This window comes from Candidatus Omnitrophota bacterium (assembly GCA_028715965.1).
Classification (GTDB): domain Bacteria; phylum Omnitrophota; class Gorgyraeia; order Tantalellales; family Tantalellaceae; genus JAQUQS01.
The window spans coordinates 1-26,402 of record JAQUQS010000012.1 but is presented as its reverse complement, the minus strand read 5'-3'; the positions used below and the strand labels follow the sequence as shown (position 1 = coordinate 26,402).

The window sequence follows — 26,402 nt, the reverse complement described above, 5'->3', positions numbered from 1 at the left end:
CCGTCTTGTCATAATAGACATAGACCCTGCCGAATTTGTCACTCATATCCGTGCTGCCATACGGGGTTATCGTCAGATAATACAGCACGTCTTCCTGCCCATACTGATATTCCAACGAATATTCGTCCTTGTTGAGATGTATAGTACCCGGGTGCGCCTCCGTATCGCCTTTTTTCACATAATACTCGTAATAACCGACATTGTTGTCATCGGTCCTTTCATCCCCCAAGTACAGCATCTGTCTGTAGTAGATATAATTACTCGACGTCCGGACCTGGACAGGATCCCCGAATAAATAATCATTTTCGTTAAAAGCTTCCGCAAGGTCCCCGATGAATCCAACGAGGCTCTCCACTTCGGAATAATCGATCATCTGGTATTCCTCGCCATCGGCGGAAACATAACGGGCCGCCACATACGCCACATCATCGACAGTTTCATATCCGTCATAATATATCGTTCTTACGTTCCCTGTAGCCGAAGAGAACACTTCACTGAACAAGCGCTCGCTTATGACCTGTCCCTCGTCATTGTACCGGTATTCGGATATGTTGTACCCCGTCCCATCCGGCGCGGCCTGGTTTTCCGCGAAAAAGGCATACTGGACCCTGCCGTAACCACGTCCCTGCCAGTCCTCGTTCATATACCGGTATTCGATACATCCGTTCTCGTCCGGCGAAATAAGCACTTTCCTTACTATTCGGTTGTTCTCTATTCCCTGGTCGGTAGCCCAGTAATAGGTAACCGCGATGCCATCCTCAATGGTTTCTTTCCTCGTGATGTATCTCTGCCCGCCAATGTCCTTAAAGTAGTATACAGAGGCGAAATTGGTCATCGCTTCATCCGAATATACGTTCTGGGAATATTCACCATTGCCAAGGCTCACTAATTCACCAAGGTAGTTCTCTCCTGCGGTCTCAGTCACATCCGTATCGTAGTAAATAAGGTTGCCTTTGGCGTCATACTGCCTATCCGCGGTGTCGGTAACTACAGTGCACAGTTCCCCGTCGATCGTGGTCCGGGTCATCCTTACGACCTGGTCCTCAGAATTATATTTATGGATCCTGGTCTCTTCCGTGGTCACAAAGACCTCATCGTTCGATGTGTCAGACACAGTCGTCCGCATTTTGGAGTAGGTCAATCGACCCCTAGAGTCATACTGCCTATCCTCCACATCCTCATTGATCGTGGTCTCCGACCCCTCTTTCTTTGTTTGCTTCATGCGGATCAGATTGCTGTTGTCGTCATAAACCATGTTCCTTTCCAGGGTATAATCTCCATCCGTACCCGTAACATGTATTTTGGAATACGTAAGGTTATCCTTAGAATCATATTTCCTGTCCGAGATATCCGTCTCTGTCACATCGCCGGTAAGCTCTCCATCCTCATAGGTTTTGGAGGTCCTGGTCATTCTGCGTATCTGGTCCCTTGAATTAAAGGCTCCTATCGACGTCGTGGTCTCGTAAACTGTTTTCCCTCCGTCGAATATCTGTTTTTCCGTCATCGCCACTATACGGTTCTCGACGTCATAGGCTATTATGTTGGTTTCGACCACATAGCTCTCGATCTTCTCAAAACTGGCGTAATTATATGTACCTATGTCAGTGACTGTCCCCTCAGGGCTCGCGGAAACCTTGAAATTGTCCCCGTCCACATATACGACGAAATAATCCTTATACCCACCCATATCGTCGTATACACGTATCTGGTCGCCGACCTCCAGGCCATGATCGGTCTTGACAAAGGTGTTCTCGTTGACGATGATCCCCGATATGCCGCTTATCTGTGGATCTGTTACAGTACTTGTCACCTCTATCTTGGAATAAAGCAGGCGTCCACGCGAATCGTACCTGCGGTTCTCTATATCTTTTTCTATGGTCACGGAATCACCGCGGGTCACGGACTTCGTCATGCGCAGGATATTCCCGGACGCGTCGTACCGATGGACGTCCTGTTCGACCGTATATACGTCAACTGCCACAAATGTCACATTTCCCAGGTCTCCCTTGATATCGATCGCGTCGCCATCAAGGACAGAAGATATCTGGAATGTGTTCTCGTCCGCATAGATGACATAGAACATCTCCTCTGAAGAGACCCCTACAAGCCCTTTGAGCATGACGATATCCCCGCTCTTAAGCCCGTGGCTTTCCGCCACGATCTTATTGAAAGCCGCGTCAACCTCGGATACGTTCACTACTGTAACCCCACTGGACGCGTCATGCACTATCGTCCTAGAGTGGATGAGTCTTCCCCTGGAATCGTATACCCTGTCCTCAACATCTATCTCTTCCGTTACGCCATCCCCTTCAATTATTGTCCGCATCAGTCTCAGGGCATTACCATCCCCGTCATAGGCGGTAAAGATCGTCTCAACCGTGTATGTCGTCTCCGTCAATAAGGTGAAATTCAAGCCATTACTGCCACCCGAGATCAAATCTCCGACATCAACGGCAGGTCCGCCGGCTTCGGCGGAAAGCTTGAACGTATCAGGATCAATGTAGATTATGTAGTAGATACCGCTTAAAGCACCCGCTATTTGGACCTTATCTCCTTCGGAATAACCGTGTCCGGCATAGGATATAGTATCCCCATCTATCGTTACATCCGTCACAACACTTCCCGCGCTCCCAGTTTCGGTCACACGTATGTTAGATGACAAGAGATTCCCATCGTCATCATACGTCCGGTCCTCAAGGTCCGTCTCGACGGTCACGGTCAAGTTGTTGTTGAACGAATAATAAGCGGAAAGCGACTCCGGGCTTATCATGCTCGCGTTCTCCCGCGCGAGGACCTCTATCTCGTTCTTCTCAAGAACACGGTCATAGATCACCACTTCATCCATGGAGCCCGTGAAGTAGTGGTCTACATCTTCCGACGCGTCTTTCCCTGTATGGAACCTGGAACCATCATTCATGGCGCCGATCGCGTCATTACCGCCATGCGCGTCAACACGTTCAGAACCATCAAAAACGGCTTCATCGACCAGCTCCCCATTGAGGTATAACTTAAAGGACCCACCCTCGCCGCCCGGGTTGTTCCCGTCGAACGTATACGCGACCTGGAACCATTCCGAGACCTCGATATCAACACTTAGCCACGTTTCGAACGAGCCGTTCCATACGCCCGCGTACAGCCGGCCTTCATATATATACAGGTTCAATCCGCTCTCTTCGTCGCCTTCCTCGTAAAGCACCTGCAGCCCCTCCACGTCTTCGGCGTTGAACCATAACCCGCCGCTGCGATCATCTATGGGCTGGTCGAATACTTCGTTTGCGCTCGTGTATGGATCATCCAGGTTCAGGAACGTATTCCCGTTGAAATAGGCCACATCATCGCCTTCTCGCACCTCCACGAAACTTATTGTACCGTTGACTGAAATATCATTGGCATTCGGCGACGCGTCCAGGACATCATATTCGAATGTTTTGCGCGTCATCCGTAGAACGTTGTCGTCCTCATCATAGGAATCGATAATGGTCTCCAGGAAACTCACATCCTCGGATATCCCGTCAAGTTCGCTTATTTTCTGCATGGAATAGACAAGCCTGTCCTCAGTATCATACCGCCTGTCAGCGATATCCTCGATCGTCTGGACATTATTGCCCTCGGTGGTAACGGTCTTCATCCGCAACACGTTGTCGTTGTCATCGTATTTGGTCACGGACGTTTCCTCTGTATAATGCGTTTTCACCATGTTGATCGACACATCTTCAATATCATCCGGTAAGTCGATCTCCGCGCCATTCACGTCATCAGATAATTTGAACTCATCCTCGCTCGCGTCGATCACGTAATATATCCCGCTCACTTCCGCCCCATCCACTGAGCCGGTGATCTCTACCATATCCCCATCCACCAGGCCGTGCCCATCGACAAGGAACGTACCGTCATTGATATTTTCTATGACCACATTGGTGGTCCCGGACACGCCATATTCCGTTACTTCCACTTCCGAATAGATGAACCTGCCGCTGCTGTCATATTCCCTGTCGGATATATCATTGCGCACCTCGACCGACCCATCGTCGTTCGTGGTCGTGACCTTCATCCTCACTATGTTATCGCGCAAGTCATATTGCGATATTTCCGTCTCGACCGTATAAGTCTCGTCTACGACCACGGTCTTTTCTCCCGACAAGCTTCTGGGATCTATCAAGAGCCGCCGTTCACCGCCGTTAGCCGGTTGCTGCACCGGGCCGTATATGACTTCTTCCGGCGGCGTGAACGAACCCGCCGTACCATCCGTTGGCGGAAATAGCGATCCTCTGGGCGCATCCTCCAGCGTACCCTCGCTGACCTCGATCTTTGAATATACCAACCGACCCTTGGTATCATACACTCGATCCTCTATATCCTTTTCTATGGTCACTTTATCATCCTTGATGACCGTCTGGGTCATTCTCAGGACCTGGCCCTGGGAATTATATGAATCTATCTTCCTTTCAACGGTGTAGACCTCGGTGGCGTCCCCCTTGGTCTCGGTAACCTCTGTCTTCGAGTATACCAACTGGTCATTAGAGTTGTATTTCCGGTCCTCAATATCCTTTTCGACCGTAACCGTGCCATCTTTCGCGGTGGTCACGGTCATCCTTTTCACGTTGTTGGTCCCCTCATAATAAGAATGGATCACGGTCTCGACCGTATAGGTCTCATCTACATCCCCGGCCACGTCCGTCTCATGGTATTCTATGTTCGAGTATATCAGCCTGCCCTCGTCGTCATAGACCCTGGCTTCCATATCCTCCGCGACGGTCGTCAGCGTATCTTCTACCGTAGTTGTCCTCATTTTCGCTATCTGGTTCAAGCCATTGTACGCGAGTATCTCCGTCAGTATGTACGAGACCTCTTCTAATACCACGCGATACGTCCCGGCCTCGAACGCGACCGCTTCGCCGTCGGGCGTGGCAGACAATATCAACTCGTCCCCGTTCACGCCTATAACGTAGAACATGGCACGCCTTACCTCTCCGTCCTCCTCGTATAGAATGTAAACGGTATCCCCGAGGCTCAGTCCGTTCCCCTTAATGACGATATTGCCCTGTGAATTCGTCATGCCGAGATAGGAATATATGTTCCTGACCATCTCGTAAGACCTGACAAGGCGCCCTTCGCTGTCGAACTGCCGAGGGGCAAGGTCCAGGGTCGTGGAAAGGAATGAATTATAGGTATACGAAGTGGCGGACCCCAGGTCCAGCCCGTAATAATGGTAGATAATGGCGAACATGGTCTCGTTCACATCCCGCGTTTGCGTGTAAACGATAACATCTCTCCCCAGTCTCGTAATAGCCCGGTTGACCGTGTAGTCGAAAGTATCGTTCGTCGTGATATATACATTGTTCCCGGCATCAGCGTATTGTATTATCTGATAAGGTTGTCCTGCCGCTATATATCCCGACGCGTCCTGGCTACTGATAAGATAGTACTCCGGCACACCGGCCGTTGTCGTAACAAGCACATACTGGTCGGTACTGTTGACCCCGGTCGGCAACTGGTCGGCGGAAAAATACACATATGGGTCCGTAGCCTCGTCCGGAAGCGTAACCACGATATAATTCGTCCCGCTGACATTCCTGCTCTCGATAGAACATGATACCAGTTCGTATTTGTGGACGGCGCTTTCCCTAAGACGTCCCTGCATGTCATAGACCCGGTCGCATGAGATAAACCCGGTATACTGTATGCCAATGGGCACCGTAGCGCCAGTATCATCCAATCCATACAGATACACTACGCCGTTTATATTACCGTTCCCGTCATATGTATAGACCATGTCCTGTATCTCATCCTTCTCGACCGTTATCCTTCCGTCCGCGAGATAGGTCCATACCTCCATATTAGCTATCAAATCCCTGTCATTATATTTATTTATCTTCGTTTCGACCGTCCTGTCCATCGCCCCGGTCGACGTAATATCCACCTTGGAATAGGTTATTCGGCCGCTCGAATCATACTGCCTGTTAACCGAGTCCACTTCAAAGGTCGTGACGGTAAGCAGGTTGCACACTACATTCGCTCCCGCCGAACCGATCACCACGACCGTATCCAGCGTCTCGTCCGTAGCTAATTTGAAAGTATTGTCGCCGGTCACTATAACGTAATAATACTGATCGGGCTCTATCCCTTCCGGAAGGTTATCCGACATGAACCTTACTCTGTCACCGTCATAGAACCCGTGGCCGGTGATGGTTATTTCGTCGGTCGAAGCGTTCACCGAACAGCTATAGGACGCTGAAACGGTCTTATAGGTAACACTACCGCCGCCAAAAGGAATACCTATGGGGTTGACCCCATCCTCGGAGAGCTTGAACGTATCATCATCTACCTTTATGACGGTATAGACCTTATTCTCGGATATCCCCCCCGTGACCGCGGAGCCGCTTACCTGGATCAGGTCCCCGGTCGCAAGCCCATGGTTCTCTTTGGTAATGAAATCATCCCCGGCGTTCACGAAACATGTGATAGCCGTATCCTCGGAAGTTATCCGTGTCATCTGAAGCACCTGTCCAAGGTCGTTATAACTGTGTATGATGGTCTCCAGGACATACTCCACGTCCTGTTTCTCAATATACGCTTTGGAATATGTGGTCTCCAGCCCGTCTTTGCCGGCCGGGATATCGACCACTACACTGGTATCCCCCTCGAGGTACTGGGCGTAATCTTCATTATTTACCAGTTGGAACGTGTCCCCCACGACATTTACAACATAGTAATAGTCGCCATCTATCTGTCCTACCATGACCATTTCCCCCTCCATAAGGCCATGTCCCGCGGACTCTATCGTATCGCCATCGGCGTGGAATATACACGCATCCGCGACAAGCGAATAGCTCAGGTTCGCCCCGTTGGTCGTGAACTCGGCATATTGTGTCGTGCTACCGGCCTCGTAATCCGCCTTTGCCACCAGCTTGAACGTCCCCACTGTCCCGGGGTTCGAGGGATTCTCGTAAACCACATAATACTGGCCACTGGCCACTAATCCTTCCGGTATGGCGGACCCGGTTATCTCGATCAAGTCTCCATGGGCGAGCTGAGTGTCCGTTCCCATAACTACGGTATTCGTGCTGGCGTCGGCCGCGAAAGATACCATATATTCGCCGTCCCCTATATACACGTAATAATAATCATCCGCAATGCCGTCACCGTTAACATTGGTATCCGACAATTCGCGCATATTGGTCTTGGAGTGCACAAGCTGCCCTTTTTCGTCATATTCCCGCGAATCCAGGTCGGTCGCCACAACCGTCAGCCCTATGCCGAATACCATCGTTGAGGCGGTCTTAAGGTCCAGTACCCAATTCTGCGTTTTAACCTCCATCATATCCACCTGGCCGAGATCATTGTATGAATATATGTCGGTTTCGACCACTTCACGCGTGACATGTTCTATCGTCCCGCCGTCGACCCTTTGTTCCTGCACGGTGGACCTCGAATGTATAAGGCGTCCGTTCGAGTCATATCGGCGCTCAAACTGCAGCTGTGAATCATAGTTGTTCAATATGCTGTTAGTCGCTATCGCCAACACTCCGTCAAAGTTCCAGTCCGCCTCAAAAATTATCCTGCCGTCCTGATAATGGGTTGCGGTAGCCATGTTCAATATCTGCCCAAGTGTGTTGTACTTGGAAATAAAGGTTTCCACCATGTTAAGGGTATCGATACTGCCGCCGTTAACGAGGTCCTCGCCTTCGACATGGACTTCCGAGCAGGAATACGTCAATCTTCCATATATGTCATATTGCCGGAACAGAAGATCGGTCTCCGTTGTTACAAGCCCTCCATCTTCCGTCTTGCGGACCATACCTCCTATCTGCCCCAGTGTCGTATACTCCAGCACGGTCATTTCAACAGTATAGCTGTTCGACAATTCCAACGAAGAACCCGCCGCATTCGCCATCTGGACCGATGTTTTCGAATAGGTGAGCCGGCCTTCCGAGTCATATCGGCGGAGCTCGGTATCCGTGGTAGTCGTTATAAGGTCCAGATCGGTCATCACCTCCGTTTTGCCGGTTACCTGCCCCACCGTGTTATATGAATTGATCGTGGTCGTGACCGCATATGTGTGGTCCAGGTCGCCACCCGCTTCATTTATGTCCATTACTGATGACAAAAGCCGCCCTCTCCCGTCATATGTCCTGTCTTCCGTATCCGTCTGGGTCGTCACTAAAGTGCCGTCGGTCGTTACCTGCTCCATCCGTAGCACCCTGTCGAGATCATCATAGCTGGTTATCGATACCGATGTCGCGTAGGTGTGGTTTAGCCCATAGGTCACGGGGTTTTCCGGGTCCGAGTTATTCGTCCATTCACCGGACTCATGTATACTGGCTTGCGACGTCAGCAACCTTCCCCTCATATCATATGTGCGGTCGGCCTGGTCCGTTTCCTCCACCGTCAAGGTCCCGTCGACCGTAGTTTGCGTCATCCGTATGACCTGGCCCAACGCGTTATATCCGGTATCCGCGTCGATACTCATTTCTACGGTATACGTGTGATCCAGGTCCCCTCCGGTCTCGGAAACCTGCACATAAGAATATAACAGGTCGCCTTTTTCGTCATACGTCCTGTCGGAAAGATCAGTTTCTACGGTGACCTTGTCCTGTTCCGTGACCGTACGGGTCATCCGCATGACATTCCCCTTAGTGGTATACGTCATCTCCGTCACGGTACGGACCAGTTCGGTGGTACGGGCGCTGTCGGAATACCTGACGACGGTCGTACCGGCGGGATTACCGCGGCTTCTTTCGACCGTATCATCGAATTCATTTACGATAGTTTCGCAATAGGTCAGGTTCGCTTCACTTACAACTCCGGCAGAGTAGGTGTATACCACCTGATCGATCACATTGCCGAAAATATCATAATTGCCGTAATCTATCACTGTCATTCTGTACAGTGTGGTCATGGTCACGTTAGAGAAATATTTTACCGTCGCTTCCTGGGAGCGCCCATGCATATCGTATCCGGTATGGGTTATTTCCTGCGCATCCGCGAAAACAAATCCACTGGAACCATCATCGTAAATGTAGTTCTTTACCGTCTGATGCAGAACATTCCCGGAGACGTCGAAGGAGTCGGACGCTATGACCTGTTTGCGTATCGGGTCGGAGAACGTGATATCCCCCACACCGCCACCGGCGATGGAGCAACCGGAATAGCTGATGATCTCGGTCATACCGATATTCCCGTTCACGTCGATATTGCTGTTCTCCACCGTCTTGGCGTCGATGATCGTTAGTTTCCCGGCCTCCGCGTAGGAAACGACCTTCTGGAGCAACACGATCCCGCTTGCGTGATAGCCTATGTTCCGCACTTCCTGCACGCTAAGAAGATCGTTTTGGGAACTATCCGTATAAGTGAATATCTCCTGGTTCAGCACATTATGTTGCGTATCAAAGCTCCGGTTCGTCAGCACCTGATAGCTCACGACCTCCGGGTTCAAGCCGGCAGCGTCCGTCTGGCTTATCGTTATCCTCTGTGTCTCCGCGTCACCACGGTTATTTATGTCCTCACTGACGATAACAGTTACCTTTGTGAGTTTTTCGGAGGCACCGTCCATAAGGTAGCTTGATATCGTCTGGTTCTGAGCGTAACCGGTACCCGTGAAATTACTCGATACCGTTACCGTCCTGCCCGTCTTCGTGTTACTGGAGTTGTAGGTTATTACCGTAGTCTGGGTAGTATTCCCGCGCCTTGCCGCTACCGCGTCCCCGTACACATTCGTTATCTCGCTCTTACCCGCGTATATCGTAGCTTCACCGGTCGATCCATTCACGAGATATTTCCGAACTTCCTGGCTCAACACGTTGTCATACCTGTCGTATGCCAGATAATCTATATCCTGCCTGCCCGTCACGACCGTCATGGCCTCGTTATTATAGGTCGTAATAACGGAATTGGCTGCCCGGTCATGGATATCCAGGTTGCTGTTGACTATGGCCTGTGCCTCGCTGAACACGAACGAACCGTCTTTCCAGTAATACCTCAATATGTCCTGCTCAAGGGCGTTCCCGCGCTCGTCGAAACTCGACGTCGTTATTACCTGCTTATCTAACGCGGTAGCCGGGTCCGGGTTTATCGCCCCGGTCATTGTATCCGTACCAAGCCGGCCGGAATATTTCGTTATCGTGGACGTGCCGACGTTCCCGTCAACGTCGACATCCTCGTTAAGTATCACTTTTACGTCCAGAAGGCTGGTTTTGCCGGCATTACTGTATGTCGCGATCGTCTGTTGCATGACCACGCCGCTTGAATAATGCCCCGAGTTCCTGATCTCCTGTACGTCGAGTAACGTACCGCCTTCTTCCGTGTAAGTGAATATCTCCTGGTTCAATACGTTATGCTGTGTGTCATAGCTTCGGTTAGTTAGGACCTGGTAACTTATGGCCAGCGGGTTCAGTCCGTCGGCGTCCGTCTGGCTCACCGTTATCCTCTGCGTGGCGGCATCACCACGGCTGTCGATGCTTTCGTTCTCGATAACCGTCACCTTCGTTAATTTTTCGACCGCCGAAGCGTTCATGACATAACTTGATATCGTCTGGTCCTGGGCGTATCCGGTAGCCGTGAAATTACTGGACACCGTCACCGTCCTGCCCGTCCTGTCATTGTCCGAATTATAGGATATCACTTCGGCATTCGTGGCATTCCCGCGCCTCTGGGCCACCGGGTCGTCATATACGTTCGTCACCTCGTTCTTACCCGCGTATACCGTAGCCTCGCCGGTCGCTCCGTTCACCGCGTATTTCAGCGCAGTCTGGGTCAGCACATTGCCGTACCTGTCATAGGCCGAATAGGTTATATCCTGCCTGCCCGTCACGACAGACATGGCTTCGTTACTGTAACTCGTTATCACCGAAGTCGCCGCCCTGTCGTGGATATCATGTCCGGCGTTCACGATATGTTGCGCTTCTCCGAACACGAAAGAGCTTGTTTCCCAATAGTACCTTAATATATCCTGCGCGAGCGCGTTCCCACGCTCATCGAAACTCGAGGTCGTTATTACCTGCTTGTCTATCGCCGTAGCCGGGTCCGGGTTTATCGCCCCGGCCATCGTATCCGTCCCCAGACGGCCGGAATATTTAGTTATCGTGGTCGTACCCACGTTCCCGTCGACATCGACGTTCTCGTTCACGATCGTTTTCACGTCAAGTAAGGCGGTTTTCCCGGAATTGCTGTATGTGGCTATGGTCTGCAGCATAGCTACGCCGCTTGAATGATAACCCGAATTCCTGATCTCCTGTACGTCGAGTAGCGTACCATCCTCTTCCGTATAGGTGAATATCTCCTGGTTCAGCACGTTATGCTGCGTGTCGTAGCTCCGGTTGGTAAGTACCTGGTAACTTATGACCTCGGGATCCAGCCCGTTAGCGTCGGTCTGGCTCACCGTAATCCTCTGCGTGCCCGCGTCACCACGATTATCTATACTTTCGTTCTCGATAACCGTTACCTTCGTCAATTTTTCGACCGCCGAAGCGTTCATCACATAGCTTGATATCGTCTGGTCCTGGGCATATCCGGTAGAGGTAAAGTTACTCGACACCGTGACCGTCCTGCCGGTCCTGTCATCATCTGAATTATACGATATAGTCGTTGTCTGGGTGGCATTCCCGCGTCTTTGGGCCACAGCGTTCCCGTAAACGTTTGTTATTTCATTGTATCCCGCATAGTCCGTCGCCGCCCCCGTACCCTCATTCACCACATACTTCCGGACCGTCTGCGCCAACACATTGCCGTACCTGTCGTAACTCGAGTAGGTTATTTCCTGTTTGCCCGTCTCGGTCGTCATGGCGACGTCACTGAAACTCGTTATTACCGAGGTCGCCGCACGGTCATGGATGTCATGGCCGGCGTTCACGATATGTTGCGCTTCTCCGAACACGAACGCGCTCGTTTCCCAGTAGTACCTTAATATATCCTGCGTAAGCGCGTTCCCACGCTCATCGAAACTCGACGTCGTTATTACCTGCTTGTCTACAGCCGTAGCCGGGTCCGGATTTATCGCCCCGGCCATGGTATCCGTCCCAAGCCGCGCGGAATACTTCGTTATCGTGGTCGTACCCACGTTCCCGTCGGCGTCGATATCGTCGTTCACGACCGTCTTCACATCAAGCAAGGCGGTTTTCCCGGAATTGCTGTATGTCGCTATGGTCTGTTCATACGCTACTCCGCTCGAATGGTATCCTGAGTTCCTGATCTCCTGTACGTCGAGTAGCGTGCCGCCATCTTCCGTATAAGTGAATATCTCCTGGTTCAGCACATTATGCTGCGTGTCGTAACTCCGGTTGGTAAGTACCTGGTAACTTATGACCTGCGCGTTCAGGCCGTCAGCATCTGTCTGGCTTACCGTTATCCTCTGCGTGCCCGCGTCGCCACGGTTGTTTATGCCCTCGTTCTCGATAACCGTTATCTTCGTTAATTTTTCGACCGCCGAAGCGTTCATCACATAGCTTGATATCGTCTGGTCCTGGGCATACCCGGTAGCCGTAAAGTTACTTGATACCGTCACCGTCCTGCCGGTCTTCACATCGCTTGAATTGTATGTGATCACCGTCGTCTGGGTCGTATTACCCCGCCTTGCAGCTACCGGATCACCGTAGACATTAGTTATATCGGTATACCCGGCATACACGGTCGCCTCCCCGGTCCCCTCGTCCACCGCATATTTCCTTACAGTCTGACTCAAAACATTACCATACCTGTCATAGCTGGAATAGGTGATGACCTGCTTGCCCATAACGGTCGTCATTTCCTCGTCACTGTAACTGGTTATGCTGGACGCCGCCGCCCTGCCGTGTATATCATATCCTGAGCTCACGACATGTTGAGCCTCTCCGAACGCGAACTCATCTGTCTCCCAGTAATACCTTAATATGTCCTGCGTAAGCGCGTTCCCGTGCCCGTCAAAACTCGACGTCGTTATAACCTGCTTGTCTATCGTGGTAGCCGGGTCCGGGTTTATCGCTCCGGCCATTGTATCTGTCCCCAGTCTCGCCGCATACTTGGTTATCGTGGATGTGCCTACGTTCCCATCGATATCGATATCCCCGTTTACGATCACCTTTACGTCCAGTAGCTCGGTCTTTCCCAGGTCGGAATATGTAGCTATCGTCTGTTGCATCACCACACCGCTCGAATGGTATCCGGAATTGCGCATTTCCTGCACATCGAGCAGCGTCCCGCCTTCCGTTGTATAAGTGAATATCTCCTGGTTCAGCACGTTATGCTGCGTGTCGTAACTCCGGTTAGTAAAGACCTGGTAGCTCACGACCTCGGGGTTCAGTCCATCGGCGTCCGTCTGGCTTACCGTTATCCTCTGGGTACCCGCGTCACCCCGGTTATTTATGCTATCGTTCTCGATAACCGTCACCTTAGTGAGCTTCTCTTCCGCCGACCCATTCATCACATAACTCGTTATCGTCTGGTCCTGGGCGTATCCGGTCGACGTAAAGTTGCTCGACACCGTTACCGTCCTGCCGGTCCTAATGTCGCTTGAGTCGTAAGCAATAACTGTCGTCTGGGTCGCGTTACCGCGTCTTGCCGCCACCGGATCGCCGTATACGCTCGTTATATCGCTATACCCGCAGTACACGGTAGCCGCCCCCGTACCCTCGTCCACCGCATATTTAGCTATCGTCTGGCTAAGGACATTACCGTACCTATCATAGCTGGAATATGTTATCTCCTGTTTGCCGGTCACGGTCGTTAAGCCGGCGTCGCTATAACTCGTTATTGCCGAACTTGCCGCCCTATCGTGGATGTCATGGCCCGCGTTCACTATATGCTGCGCCTCGCCGAACACGAAGGCACTTGTTTCCCAATAGTACCTTAAGATATCCTGAGTAAGCGCGTTCCCGCGCTCATCGAAACTCGATGTGGTTATCACCTGTCTATCGATGGCGGTAGCGGGATCCGGGTTTATTGCTCCGGTCATAGTATCGGTCCCAAGCCGCCCTGAATACTTCGTTATCGTGCTAGTACCGACATTCCCGTCAACGTCGATATCCGCGTTCACTACTACCTTTACATCCAGAAGGCTGGTCTTTCCCGCGTCGGAATAGGTCGCTATCCTCTGCTCGTAGGCTACTCCGCTCGAATGGTATGACGAATTCCTGATCTCCTGCACATCGAGCAGCGTCCCGCCTTCCGTTGTATATGTGAATATTTCCTGGTTCAGCACATTATGCTGCGTATCATAGCTCCTGTTAGTAAGTATCTGGTAGCTTATGGCCACCGCGTTCTCGCCATTCTCGTCCGTCTGGCTTACCGTTATCCTCTGGGTACCCGCGTCACCCCGGTTATTTATGCTCTCATTCTCGATAACCGTCACCTTAGTGAGCTTCTCTACCGCCGACTCGTTCATTACATAGCTTGATATCGTCTGGTCCTGGGCGTATCCGGTAGACGTAAAGTTGCTCGATACGGTCACCGTTCTGCCGGTCTTAACGTCGCTTGAATTGTATGTTATTACCGTCGTCTGGGTCGCGTTACCACGTCTTGCCGCCACCGGATCGCCATATACACTGGTTACATCGCTGTAGCCATTGTATATCGTGGCCTCACCCGTGCCCTCATTCACCAGATACTTAGTTATCGTCTGGCTCAGGACATTGCCGTACCTGTCGTAACTGGAATACGCGATCTCCTGTCTGCCGGTCACGGCCGTTAAGCCGACGTCGCTATAACTCGTTATACCTGAGGTAGCCGCCCTGTCGTGAATATCATATCCGGCATTTACCACATGCTGCGCCTCACCGAACGTGAACGAGCTGGTTCCCCAGTAGTATTTTAATACGTCCTGCTCAAGGGCATTCCCCCGCCCGTCGAAGCTCGACGTCGTTATCACCTGCTTATCGATCGCGGTAGTCGGGTCCGGGTTTATCGCCCCGGCCGTTACGTCCGTCCCCAGCCTCGCCGAATACTTCGTTATCGTGCTCGTGCCCACGTTACCGTCAACGTCGATATCATCATTCACGACCACTTTCACGTCCAGTAGACTGGTCTTGCCGGAATCGGAATATGTCGCTATTCTCTGCTCATACGCTACACCGCTCGAATGGTACGCCGAATTCCTGATCTCCTGGACATCCAGAAGGGTCCCATCCTCTTCCGCATACGTAAATATCTCCTGGCTCAATACATTATGCTGTGCGTCATAGTCACGATTGGTCAATATCTGATAGCTGATGACCTCCGCGTTCAGACCGGCAGCGTCCGTCTGGCTCACCGTTATCCTCTGTGTGCCTACATCCCCGCGGTTATTTATGCTTTCATTCTCGATAACCGTCACCTTAGTGAGCTTCTCTACCGCCGACTCGTTCATCACATAACTTGATATCGTCTGGTCCTGGGCATATCCGGTAGCGGTAAAATTACTCGATATCGTCACAGTCCTGCCGGTCTGCGTATCGCTGGAATTATATGTTATTACCGTAGCCGATGTCGCGTTACCCCGTCTCTGGGCCACGGCGTCGCCGTACACGTTCGTTATCTCGCTTTTACCCGCGTATACCGTCGCCTCACCGGTATCCGCATCCACCGAGTATTTCGACACCGTCTGCGTAAGCACATTACCGTACCTGTCATAGCTCGAGTATGTTATATTCTGCTTACCCGTCTCAGTCGTCATGGCTTCGTCCGAGTAACTCGTTATACTTGAAGTTGCCGCTCTGCCGTGGATGTCATGGCCCGCGCTCACTATGTGCTGCGCCTCGCCGAACGCGAACTCATCCGTTTCCCAGTAATACCTCAATATATCCTGAGTAAGGGCGTTCCCACGGTCATCGAAACTCGACGTCGTTATTACCTGCTTATCAATAGCCGTAGCCGGGTTCGGGTTTATCGCCCCCGCCATTGTGTCCGTCCCGAGCCTCGCGGAATATTTCGTTATGGTGGTCGTACCCACGTTCCCGTCCGCGTCGATATCGTCATTCACGACCGTCTTCACATCGAGCAGGACGGTTTTCCCGGAATCGGTATATGTCGCAATGGTCTGCTGCATGGCCACACCGCTGGAATGGTAGGCGGAGTTGCGTATTTCCTGTACATCCAGGAGCGTCCCGCCCTCTTCCGTATAAGTGAATATCTCCTGATTCAGCACGTTGTGCTGGGTGTCGTAGCTCCTGTTGGTCAGCACCTGGTAGCTTATGACCGCCGCGTTCAGTCCGTCGGCGTCCGTCTGGCTTACCGTTATCCTCTGCGTGCCGGCGTCACCCCTGTTATTTATGCTCTCATTCTCGACAACCGTCACCTTGGTTAATTTTTCGACGGCCGACTCGTTCATTACATAACTCGTTATCGTCTGGTCCTGGGCGTATCCGGTAGCCGTAAAATTACTCGATACCGTCACCGTCCTGCCGGTCTTAACGTCGCTTGAATTGTATGTTATTACCGTCGCCTGGGTCGCGTTACCACGTCTTGCCGCCACCGGGTCGCCGTACACGTTCGTTATCTCACTATAACCGGCATATACCGTCGCCTCGCCGGTAGCATCGTCCAGGATGTATTTGCTCACGACCTGCGTAAGCACATTACCGTACCTGTCGTAGCTTGAGTATGTTATATCCTGTTTACCCGTCTCAGTCGTCATGGCTTCATCGCTGTAGCTCGTTATCTCCGAGGTCGCCGCCCGGTCATGTATATCATGCCCCGCGCTCACGATATGCTGCGCCTCGCCGAACGTGAACGCGCTCGTCTCCCAGTAATACCTTAATATGTCCTGTGTAAGGGCGTTCCCACGCTCATCGAAACTCGACGTAGTTATCACCTGCTTGTCGATCGCGGTCGCCGGGTCCGGGTTTATCGCTGCGTCCATTATGTCCGTCCCGAGCCTCGACGAATACTTCGTTATCGTGCTCGTACCCACGTTACCGTCCGCGTCTATGTCTTCGTTCACGACCGTTTTTACATCAAGTAGATCGGTTTTCCCGGAATTGGAATATGTCGCGATCGCCTGCTGCATCGCGACGCCACTCGAGTGGTATCCCGAACTCCTGATCTCCTGTACATCCAGGAGCGTCCCGCTCTCTTCCGTATAAGTGAATATCTCCTGATTAACGATATTGTGCTGCGCGTCATAGCCCCTGTTAGTCAGCACCTGATAGCTTATGACCAGTGCGTTCTCTCCGTCGGCGTCCGTCTGGCTTACCGTTATCCTCTGCGTGCCCGCGTCCCCCCTGTTATTTATGCTATCGTTCTCGATGACCGTTACCTTAGTGAGCTTCTCTTCCGCCGACTCGTTCATCACATAGCTCGTTATCGTCTGGTCCTGGGCGTATCCGGTGGTCGTGAAGTTACTCGATACCGTCACGGTCCTCCCGGTCTGCGTGTCCGAGGAGTTATACGTTATTACCGTCGTCTGGGTCGCGTTACCCCTCCTTGCCGCTACCGGGTCGTCATACACGTTCGTTATCTCGCTCTTACCCGCGTATACCGTGGCTTCTCCCGTAGCCTCGTCCACCACATATTTACTTACCGTCTGGCTGAGCACGTTCCCGTACCTGTCGTAGCTCGAGTACGATATAGCCTGCTTGCCGGTCACGACCGACATGGCTTCGTCACTGTAACTCGTTATCTCCGAGGTCGCCGCCCGGTCATGTATATCATGCCCCGCGCTCACGATATGCTGCGCCTCGCCGAACGTGAACGCGCTCGTCTCCCAGTAATACCTTAATATGTCCTGCTCAAGCGCGTTGCCCCTGGAGTCAAAACTCGTCGTCGTGATCACTTGCCGGTCTATCGCCGTAGCCGTATCCGGGTTTATCGCCCCGGCCATGGTGTCCGTCCCGAGCCTCGACGAATACTTCGTTATCGTGCTCGTACCCACGTTACCGTCCGCGTCGATATCGCCGTTCACTATCACCTTTACGTCCAGAAGGTCCGTTTTCCCCGCGTTGGAATAGGTCGCTATCGCCTGCTGCATCGCGACGCCGCTCGAGTGATACCCCGAGTTCCTGATCTCCTGCACGTCCAGGAGCGTCCCGCTCTCTTCCGTGTAAGTGAATATCTCCTGGTTCAGCACGTTATGCTGCGTGTCGTAGCTCCTGTTCGTAAGTATCTGGTAGCTGGAGACCAAAGCGTTCTCGCCGTTTGAGTCCGTCTGGCTCACGGTTATCCTCTGCGTGCCAGCGTCACCCCTGTTATTTATGCTCTCATTCTTGATAACCGTTACCTTAGTGAGCTTCTCTTCCGCAGATTCGTTCATCACATAGCTCGTTATCGTCTGGTCCTGGGCGTATCCGGTGGTCGTGAAGTTACTTGATACCGTCACCGTCCTGCCGGTCTGTGTATTGCTGGAGTTATATGTAATGACCGTTGACTGGGTCGCGTTACCCCTCCTTGCCGCTACCGGGTCGTCATACACGTTCGCTATCTCACTTTTGCCGGAATATATCGTCGCTTCTCCGGTCGCATCGTTAACCGTGTATTTACTTACGATCTGGCTGAGCACATTGCCGTACCTGTCGTAACTCGAGTATGTTATATCCTGTTTACCCGTCTCGACCGACATGGCTTCGTTACTGTAACTTGTTATCATGGAACTCGCCGCCCTGTCGTGGATGTCATAGCCCGCGCTCACTATATGCTGCGCCTCGCCGAAGGTGAACGCGCTCGTCTCCCAGTAATACCTTAATATGTCCTGTGTAAGAGCGTTCCCCCGCTCATCAAAACTCGACGTCGTTATTACCTGCTTATCCACCGTTGTCGACGGATCGGGATTTATCACCCCGGCCATTGTGTCCGTTCCGAGCCTCGCCGAATACTTCGTTATCGTGCTCGTACCCACGTTCCCGTCCGCGTCGATATTCTCGTTAACTATCACCTTTACGTCCAGAAGTCCCGTTTTACCCGCGTCCGAGTACGTCGCTATCGTCTGCTGCATCGCGACACCGCTCGAGTGGTACCCCGAATTCCTTATCTCCTGTACGTCCAGGAGCGTCCCGCTCTCTTCCGTGTAAGTGAATATCTCCTGGTTCAGCACGTTATGCTGCGTGTCATAGCTCCTGTTAGTAAGCACCTGATAGCTGATAACCTCGGCATTCTCGCCATTCTCGTCCGTCTGGCTCACCGTTATCCTCTGCGTGCCGGCGTCACCCCGGTTATTTATGCTCTCATTCTCGATAACCGTTACCTTAGTGAGCTTCTCTTCCGCAGATTCGTTCATCACATAGCTCGTTATCGTCTGGTCCTGGGCGTATCCGGTGGTCGTAAAGTTACTCGATACCGTCACCGTCCTGCCGGTCTGCGTATCCGAGGAATTGTACGCAATTACCGTCGTCTGGGTCGCGTTGCCTCGTCTCTGAGCCACCGGATCGCCGTACACGTTCGTTATATCCGTATATCCGGCATAAACCGTAGCTTCACCCGTAGCCTCATCCACCGTATACTTACTTACCGTCTGGCTGAGTACATTCCCGTACCTGTCATAACCGGAATATGCTATGACCTGTTTCCCGGTCACGGCCGTCATAGCCTCGTCCGAGTAACTCGTTATCACGGAACTCGCCGCCCTGTCATGGATGTCATAGCCCGAGTTAACTATATGCTGCGCCTCGCCGAACGTGAACGCGCTCGTCTCCCAGTAATACTTCAATATGTCCTGCTCAAGGGCGTTCCCACGCTCATCGAAACTTGACGTCGTTATCACCTGTTTGTCCACTGTTGTCGACGGATCGGGGTTTATAGCCCCGGTCATGGTGTCCGTCCCGAGCCTCGCCGAATACTTCGTTATCGTGCTCGTACCCACGTTCCCGTCGGCGTCGATATTCTCATTGACGATCACCTTTACGTCCAGAAGTCCTGTTTTGTCCGCGTCCGAGTACGTCGCTATCGTCTGCTGCATAGCGACGCCGCTCGAGTGGTACCCCGAGCTCCTGATCTCCTGCACGTCCAGGAGCGTCCCACTCTCTTCCGTATAAGTGAATATCTCCTGGTTCAGCACATTATGCTGTGTGTCATAGCTCCTGTTAGTCAGGACCTGGTAACTGACAACTTCCGGGTCCGCCCCGTCCGCGTCCGTCTGGCTTACCGTTATCCTCTGCGTACCCGCGTCGCCGCGGTTATTTATGCTTTCGTTGACTATCGTTGTTATCTTGGTGAGCTTCTCTTCCGCCGAAGCGTTCATCACATAGCTCGTTATCGTCTGGTCCTGGGCGTATCCGGTGGTCGTGAAGTTACTCGACACCGTCACCGTCCGGCCGGTCTGCGTATCCGAGGAATTGTACGTTATCACCGTCGTCAGGGTCGCGTTACCCCTCCTTGCCGCTACCGCGTCGCCATAGACGTTCGTTATTTCGCTGTACCCAGAGTATACCGTCGCTTCTCCGGTAGCCTCATCCACCGTATACTTACTTACCGTCTGGCTGAGTACGTTGCCATACCTGTCGTAACTCGAATATGTTATATCCTGCTTACCGGTCACGACCGTCAGGCCGGAGTCCGAGTAACTCGTTATCACGGAACTTGCCGCCCTGTCATGGATATCATAGCCCGCGTTAACGATATGCTGCGCCTCGCCGAACGTGAACGCGCTCGTCTCCCAGTAATACCTTAATATATCCTGCTCGAGCGCGTTACCCCTCGAGTCGAAACTCGACGTCGTTATTACCTGCTTGTCGACGGTTGCTGAAGGATCGGGGTTTATCGCCCCGGCCATTGTGTCCGTCCCCAGCCTCGCCGAATACTTCGTTATCGTGCTCGTACCTACGTTCCCATCCGCGTCGATATTCTCATTAACGATCACTTTTACGTCCAGAAGGTCCGTTTTCCCCGCGTTGGAATACGTCGCGATCGTCTGCTGCATCGCGACGCCGCTCGAGTGGTAACCCGAGTTCCTGATCTCCTGCACATCCAGGAGCGTCCCACTCTCTTCCGTATAAGTGAATATCTCCTGGTTCAGCACATTATGCTGCGTGTCATAGCTCCTGTTCGTCAGGACCTGGTAGCTAGAGACCAGTGCGTTCTCGCCGTCCGAGTCCGTCTGGCTTACCGTTATCCTCTGCGTGCCCGCGTCGCCACGGTTATTTATGCTATCGTTCTCGATAACCGTTATCTTAGTGAGCTTCTCTTCCGCAGACCCGTTCATCACATAGCTCGTTATCGTCTGGTCCTGGGCATATCCGGTGGTCGTGAAGTTACTCGATACCGTTACCGTCCTGCCGGTCTGCGTATCCGAGGAATTGTACGTAATGACCGTCGCCAGGGTGGCATTACCCCTCCTTGCCGCTACCGCGTCGCCATAGACGTTCGTTATTTCGCTCTTACCCGCGTATACCGTCGCTTCTCCGGTAGCTTCATCCACCGTATACTTACTTACCGTCTGGCTGAGCACGTTGCCATACCTGTCATAACCGGAGTACGCTATCGCCTGCTTACCGGTCACGGTCGTCATGCCGGAATCCGAGTAACTCGTTATCACGGAGCTTGCCGCCCTGTCATGGATATCATAGCCCGCGTTAACGATATGCTGCGCCTCGCCGAACGTGAACGCGCTCGTCTCCCAGTAATACCTTAATATATCCTGCTCGAGCGCGTTACCCCGCTCGTCGAAACTCGTCGTCGTTATCACCTGCTTGTCTACGGTTGCTGAAGGATCGGGGTTTATCGCCCCGGCCATTGTGTCCGTCCCCAGCCTCGCCGAATATTTCGTTATCGTGGTCGTACCTACGTTCCCATCCGCGTCGATATTCTCATTAACGATCACCTTTACGTCCAGAAGGTCCGTTTTCCCGGCGTTGGAATACGTCGCGATCGTCTGCTGCATCGCGACGCCGCTCGAGTGGTACCCCGAGTTCCTTATCTCCTGTACGTCCAGTAATGTCCCACTCTCTTCCGTATAAGTGAATATCTCCTGGTTCAGCACGTTATGCTGCGTATCGTAGCTCCTGTTAGTGAGCACCTGGTAACTGATGACCTCGGGATCCAGCCCATCGGCGTCCGTCTGGCTTACCGTTATCCTCTGCGTGCCCGCGTCGCCCCTGTTATTGATGTTCTCGTTCTCGATAACCGTCACCTTCGTGAGCTTCTCTACCGCAGACTCGTTCATCACATAGCTCGTTATCGTCTGGTCCTGGGCGTATCCGGTGGTCGTGAAGTTACTCGATACCGTTACCGTCCTGCCGGTCTCGGTATCCGAGGAATTGTACGTTATCACTGTCGTCTGGGTTGCGTTACCCCTCCTTGCCGCTACCGCGTCGCCGTACACGTTCGTTATATCCGTATATCCGGCGTACACCGTAGCTTCACCGGTAGCGTCGTCTACCGCGTATTTACTTATGGTCTGGCTGAGCACATTACCATACCTGTCATAACCGGAGTACGTGATCTCCTGTCTTCCCGTCACTATTGTCATGGATTCATCACTGTAACTCGTTATCTCAGAGGTCGCCGCCCTGTCGTGGATATCGTGCCCCGCGCTCACTATATGCTGCGCCTCGCCGAACGCGAACGCGCTCGTCTCCCAGTAATACCGGAGTATATCCTGCTCGAGCGCGTTGCCCCTGTCGTCGAAACTGGTCGTCGTTATGACCTGTTTATCCACAGTTGTAGCCGGATCCGGGTTGATAGCGCCGTCCATTGTGTCCGTACCGAGCCTCGCCGAATACTTCGTTATCGTGCTCGTACCCACGTTACCGTCCGCGTCGATATCCTCGTTAACTATCACTTTTACGTCCAGAAGTTCCGTTTTCCCAGCGTTGGAATAGGTCGCTATCGTCTGCTGCATCGCGACGCCGCTTGAGTGGTACCCCGAATTCCTTATCTCCTGCACGTCCAGTAGCGTCGCCTCGGTGTCGTCGGTATACGCGAATATCTCCTGGCTAGTGATATTATGCTGCGCGTCATAGCCCCTGTTCGTCAGCACCTGGTAGCTTACGACCTCGGCGTTCTCGCCCGACTCGTCCGTCTGGCTTACAGTTATCCTCTGCGTGCCCGCGTCACCCCTGTTATTGATGTTCTCGTTCTCGATCACCGTGACCTTCGTGAGTTTCTCTTCCGCCGAAGCGTTCATCACATAACTCGTTATCGTCTGGTCCTGGGCATACCCGGTGGTCGTGAAGTTACTCGATTGGGTCACGGTCCTCCCGGTCTCGGTGTCCGAGGAATTATACGTTATTACCGTCGTTTCGGTGGCGTTACCGCGCCTCTGGGCTATCGAGTCACCGTATATGTTCGTTATATCGCTGTACCCAGAGTATACCGTTGCTTCTCCCGTAGCCTCGTCCAATATGTACTTACTTACCGTCTGGCTGAGCACGTTACCGTACCTGTCGTAGCTCGAGTACGCTATATCCTGCTTGCCCGTTACGACCGACATGCCAGAGTCACTGTAACTCGTTATACTGGAGGTCGCGGCCCTGTCGTGGATATCATGACCCGCGTTCGCTATATGCTGCGCCTCGCCGAACACGAACGAGCTCGTCTCCCAGTAATACCTTAATATGTCCTGCTCAAGCGCGTTACCCCTGTCGTCGAAACTCGTCGTAGTTATCACCTGCCGGTCTATCGCGGTAGACGTGTCCGGGTTTATCGCCCCTTCCATGGTGTCCGTACCCAGCCTCGCCGAATACTTCGTTATCGTGGTCATACCCACGTTCCCGTCGGCGTCGATATTCTCGTTCACTATCACTTTTACGTCCAGAAGTTCCGTCTTATCCGAGTCCGAATACGTAGCTATCGTCTGCTGCATCGCTACCCCGCTCGAGTGGTACCCCGAGTTCCTTATCTCCTGTACGTCCAGAAGCGCCCCACTCTCTTCCGTATAAGTGAATATCTCCTGGTTCAGGACATTATGTTGAGCGTCATAGTTCCGATTGGTCAGGACCTGGTAACTGATGACCTCGGGATTTAACCCATCGGCGTCCGTCTGGCTCACGGTTATCCTCTGCGTACCGGCGTCACCCCTGTTATTGATGTCCTCATTCACGATAACCGTTACCTTCGTGAGCTTCTCTTCCGCCGAAGCGTTCATCACATAGCTTGATATGGTCTGGTTCTGCGCGTATCCGGTGGTCGTGAAGTTACTCGACACCGTGACCGATCTGCCGGTCTGAGTATCGCTGGAGTTATATGTTATGACCGTAGTCTGGGTGGCGTTGCCGCGTCTCTGGGCCACCACGTCACCGTACACGTTCGTTATCTCGCTCTTACCCGAGTACACCGTCGGTTCTCCCGTAGCCTCATCCACCGTATACTTACTTACCGTCTGGCTGAGGACGTTCCCATACCTGTCATAGCTTGAGTACGATATATCCTGCTTGCCCGTTACGACCGACAGGTCAGAGTCCGAGTAACTCGTTATCTCAGAGGTCGCCGCGCGGTCATGGATATCATGTCCCGCGTTCGTTATATGCTGAGCCTCACCGAACGTGAACGCGCTCGTCTCCCAGTAGTACCTTAATATGTCCTGCTCAAGTGCGTTCCCCCTTGAGTCGAAACTCGTCGTTGTTATCACCTGCCGGTCGATCGCGGTAGCCGGGTCCGGGTTGATAGCCTCTTCCATGGTGTCCGTACCCAGCCTCGCCGAATACTTCGTTATCGTGGTCGTACCCACGTTACCGTCCGCGTCGATATCGCCGTTCACTATTACTTTTACGTCCAGAAGGTCCGTTTTCCCCGCGTTGGAATAGGTCGCTATCGTCTGCTGCAGAGCCACGCCGCTCGAGTGGTAGCCGGAGTTCCTGATCTCCTGTACGTCCAGTAATGTCCCACTCTCTTCCGTATAAGTGAATATCTCCTGGTTCAGCACGTTGTGCTGTGTGTCATAGCTCCTGTTCGTGAGTATCTGGTAGCTAGAGACCAGTGCGTTCTCGCCGTTTGAGTCCGTCTGGCTTACCGTTATCCTCTGCGTGCCCGCGTCGCCCCTGTTATTGATGCTATCGTTCTCGATCACCGTTATCTTAGTGAGCTTCTCTTCCGCCGACCCGTTCATCACATAACTCGTTATCGTCTGGTCCTGGGCATATCCTGTGGTAGTGAAATTACTCGATACCGTGACCGTCCTGCCGGTCTGCGTATCGCTGGAGTTATATGTAATGACCGTCGTCTGGGTAGCGTTCCCGCGCCTCTGGGCCACCGCGTCGCCATATACATTGGTGATCTCGGTGTATCCCGCGTATACCGTAGCTTCTCCGGTAGCGTCGTCTACCGTATACTTACTTACCGTCTGATTGAGGGCGTTCCCATATCGGTCGTAACTCGAGTACGCGATCTCCTGCCTTCCCGTCACTGTCGTCATTGCTTCATTGCTGTAACTCGTTATCTCAGAGGTCGCCGCCCTGTCATGGATGTCATGCCCCGCGTTCGTTATATGCTGAGCCTCGCCGAACGCGAACTCATCCGTTTCCCAGTAATACCTTAAAATATCCTGCTCAAGCGCGTTGCCCCGCTCGTCGAAACTCGTCGTCGTTATCACCTGCTGGTCGATCGTGGTCGCCGTATCCGGGTTTATCGCCCCTTCCATGGTGTCCGTACCGAGCCTCGCCGAATACTTCGTTATCGTACTCGTACCCACGTTACCGTCCGCGTCGATGTCCTCGTTAACGATCACTTTTACGTCCAGAATTTCCGTCTTGTCCGAGTCCGAATACGTCGCTATTCGTTGCTGCATCGCTACGCCGCTGGAATGGTATCCCGAGTTCCTTATTTCCTGTACGTCGAGTAGCGTACCGCCCTCTTCCGTATAGGTAAATATTTCCTGGTTGACGATATTGTGCTGCGCGTCATAGCTTCTATTGGTCAGCACCTGGTAGCTTACGACTTCCGGGTTAGCCCCATCTGCGTCCGTCTGGCTTACCGTTATCCTCTGCGCGCCCGCATCGCCCCTGTTATTGATATTCTCGTTCACGATAACCGTTACTTTAGTGAGCTTCTCTTCCGCCGACCCGTTCATCACATAGCTCGTTATCGTCTGGTTTTGGGCATACCCGGCGGTCGTAAAGTTGCTCGAAAGAGTAATGGTCTTACCAACATAGTTATTAGTGGAATTATATGAAACAGTCGTCGTTTCGGTAGCGTTCCCGCGCCTCTGGGCCACGGCGTCGCCGTACACGTTCGTTATCTCGCTCTTCCCCGCGTATACCGTTGCTTCTCCCGTAGCCTCGTCCACCGTGTATTTACTTACCGTCTGGCTGAGGACGTTGCCGTACCTGTCATAGCTCGAGTACGTTATATCCTGCTTGCCCGTTACGGCCGTCATGGCTTCATTACTATAACTCGTTATCTCCGAAGTCGCCGCCCTGTCATGTATATCGTGCCCCGCGTTCGTTATATGCTGCGCCTCGCCGAACACGAACGCACTCGTCTCCCAGTAATACCTTAATATATCCTGCTCGAGTGCGTTGCCCCTCGAGTCGAAACTCGTCGTTGTTATCACCTGCTGGTCGATGGCCGTCGCCGGGTCCGGATTTATCGCCCCG

General features: G+C 52.7%; 1 protein-coding gene (running past one end of the window). It reads right to left on the bottom strand.

Annotated features, from left to right (window positions below):
• Nucleotides 1-26,402: part of a LamG domain-containing protein coding region (locus PHH49_06110; protein MDD5488514.1), annotated on the bottom strand (this coding region is incomplete at both ends). Its footprint begins 24,676 nt before the window's first position; the window shows 26,402 of its 51,078 annotated nt.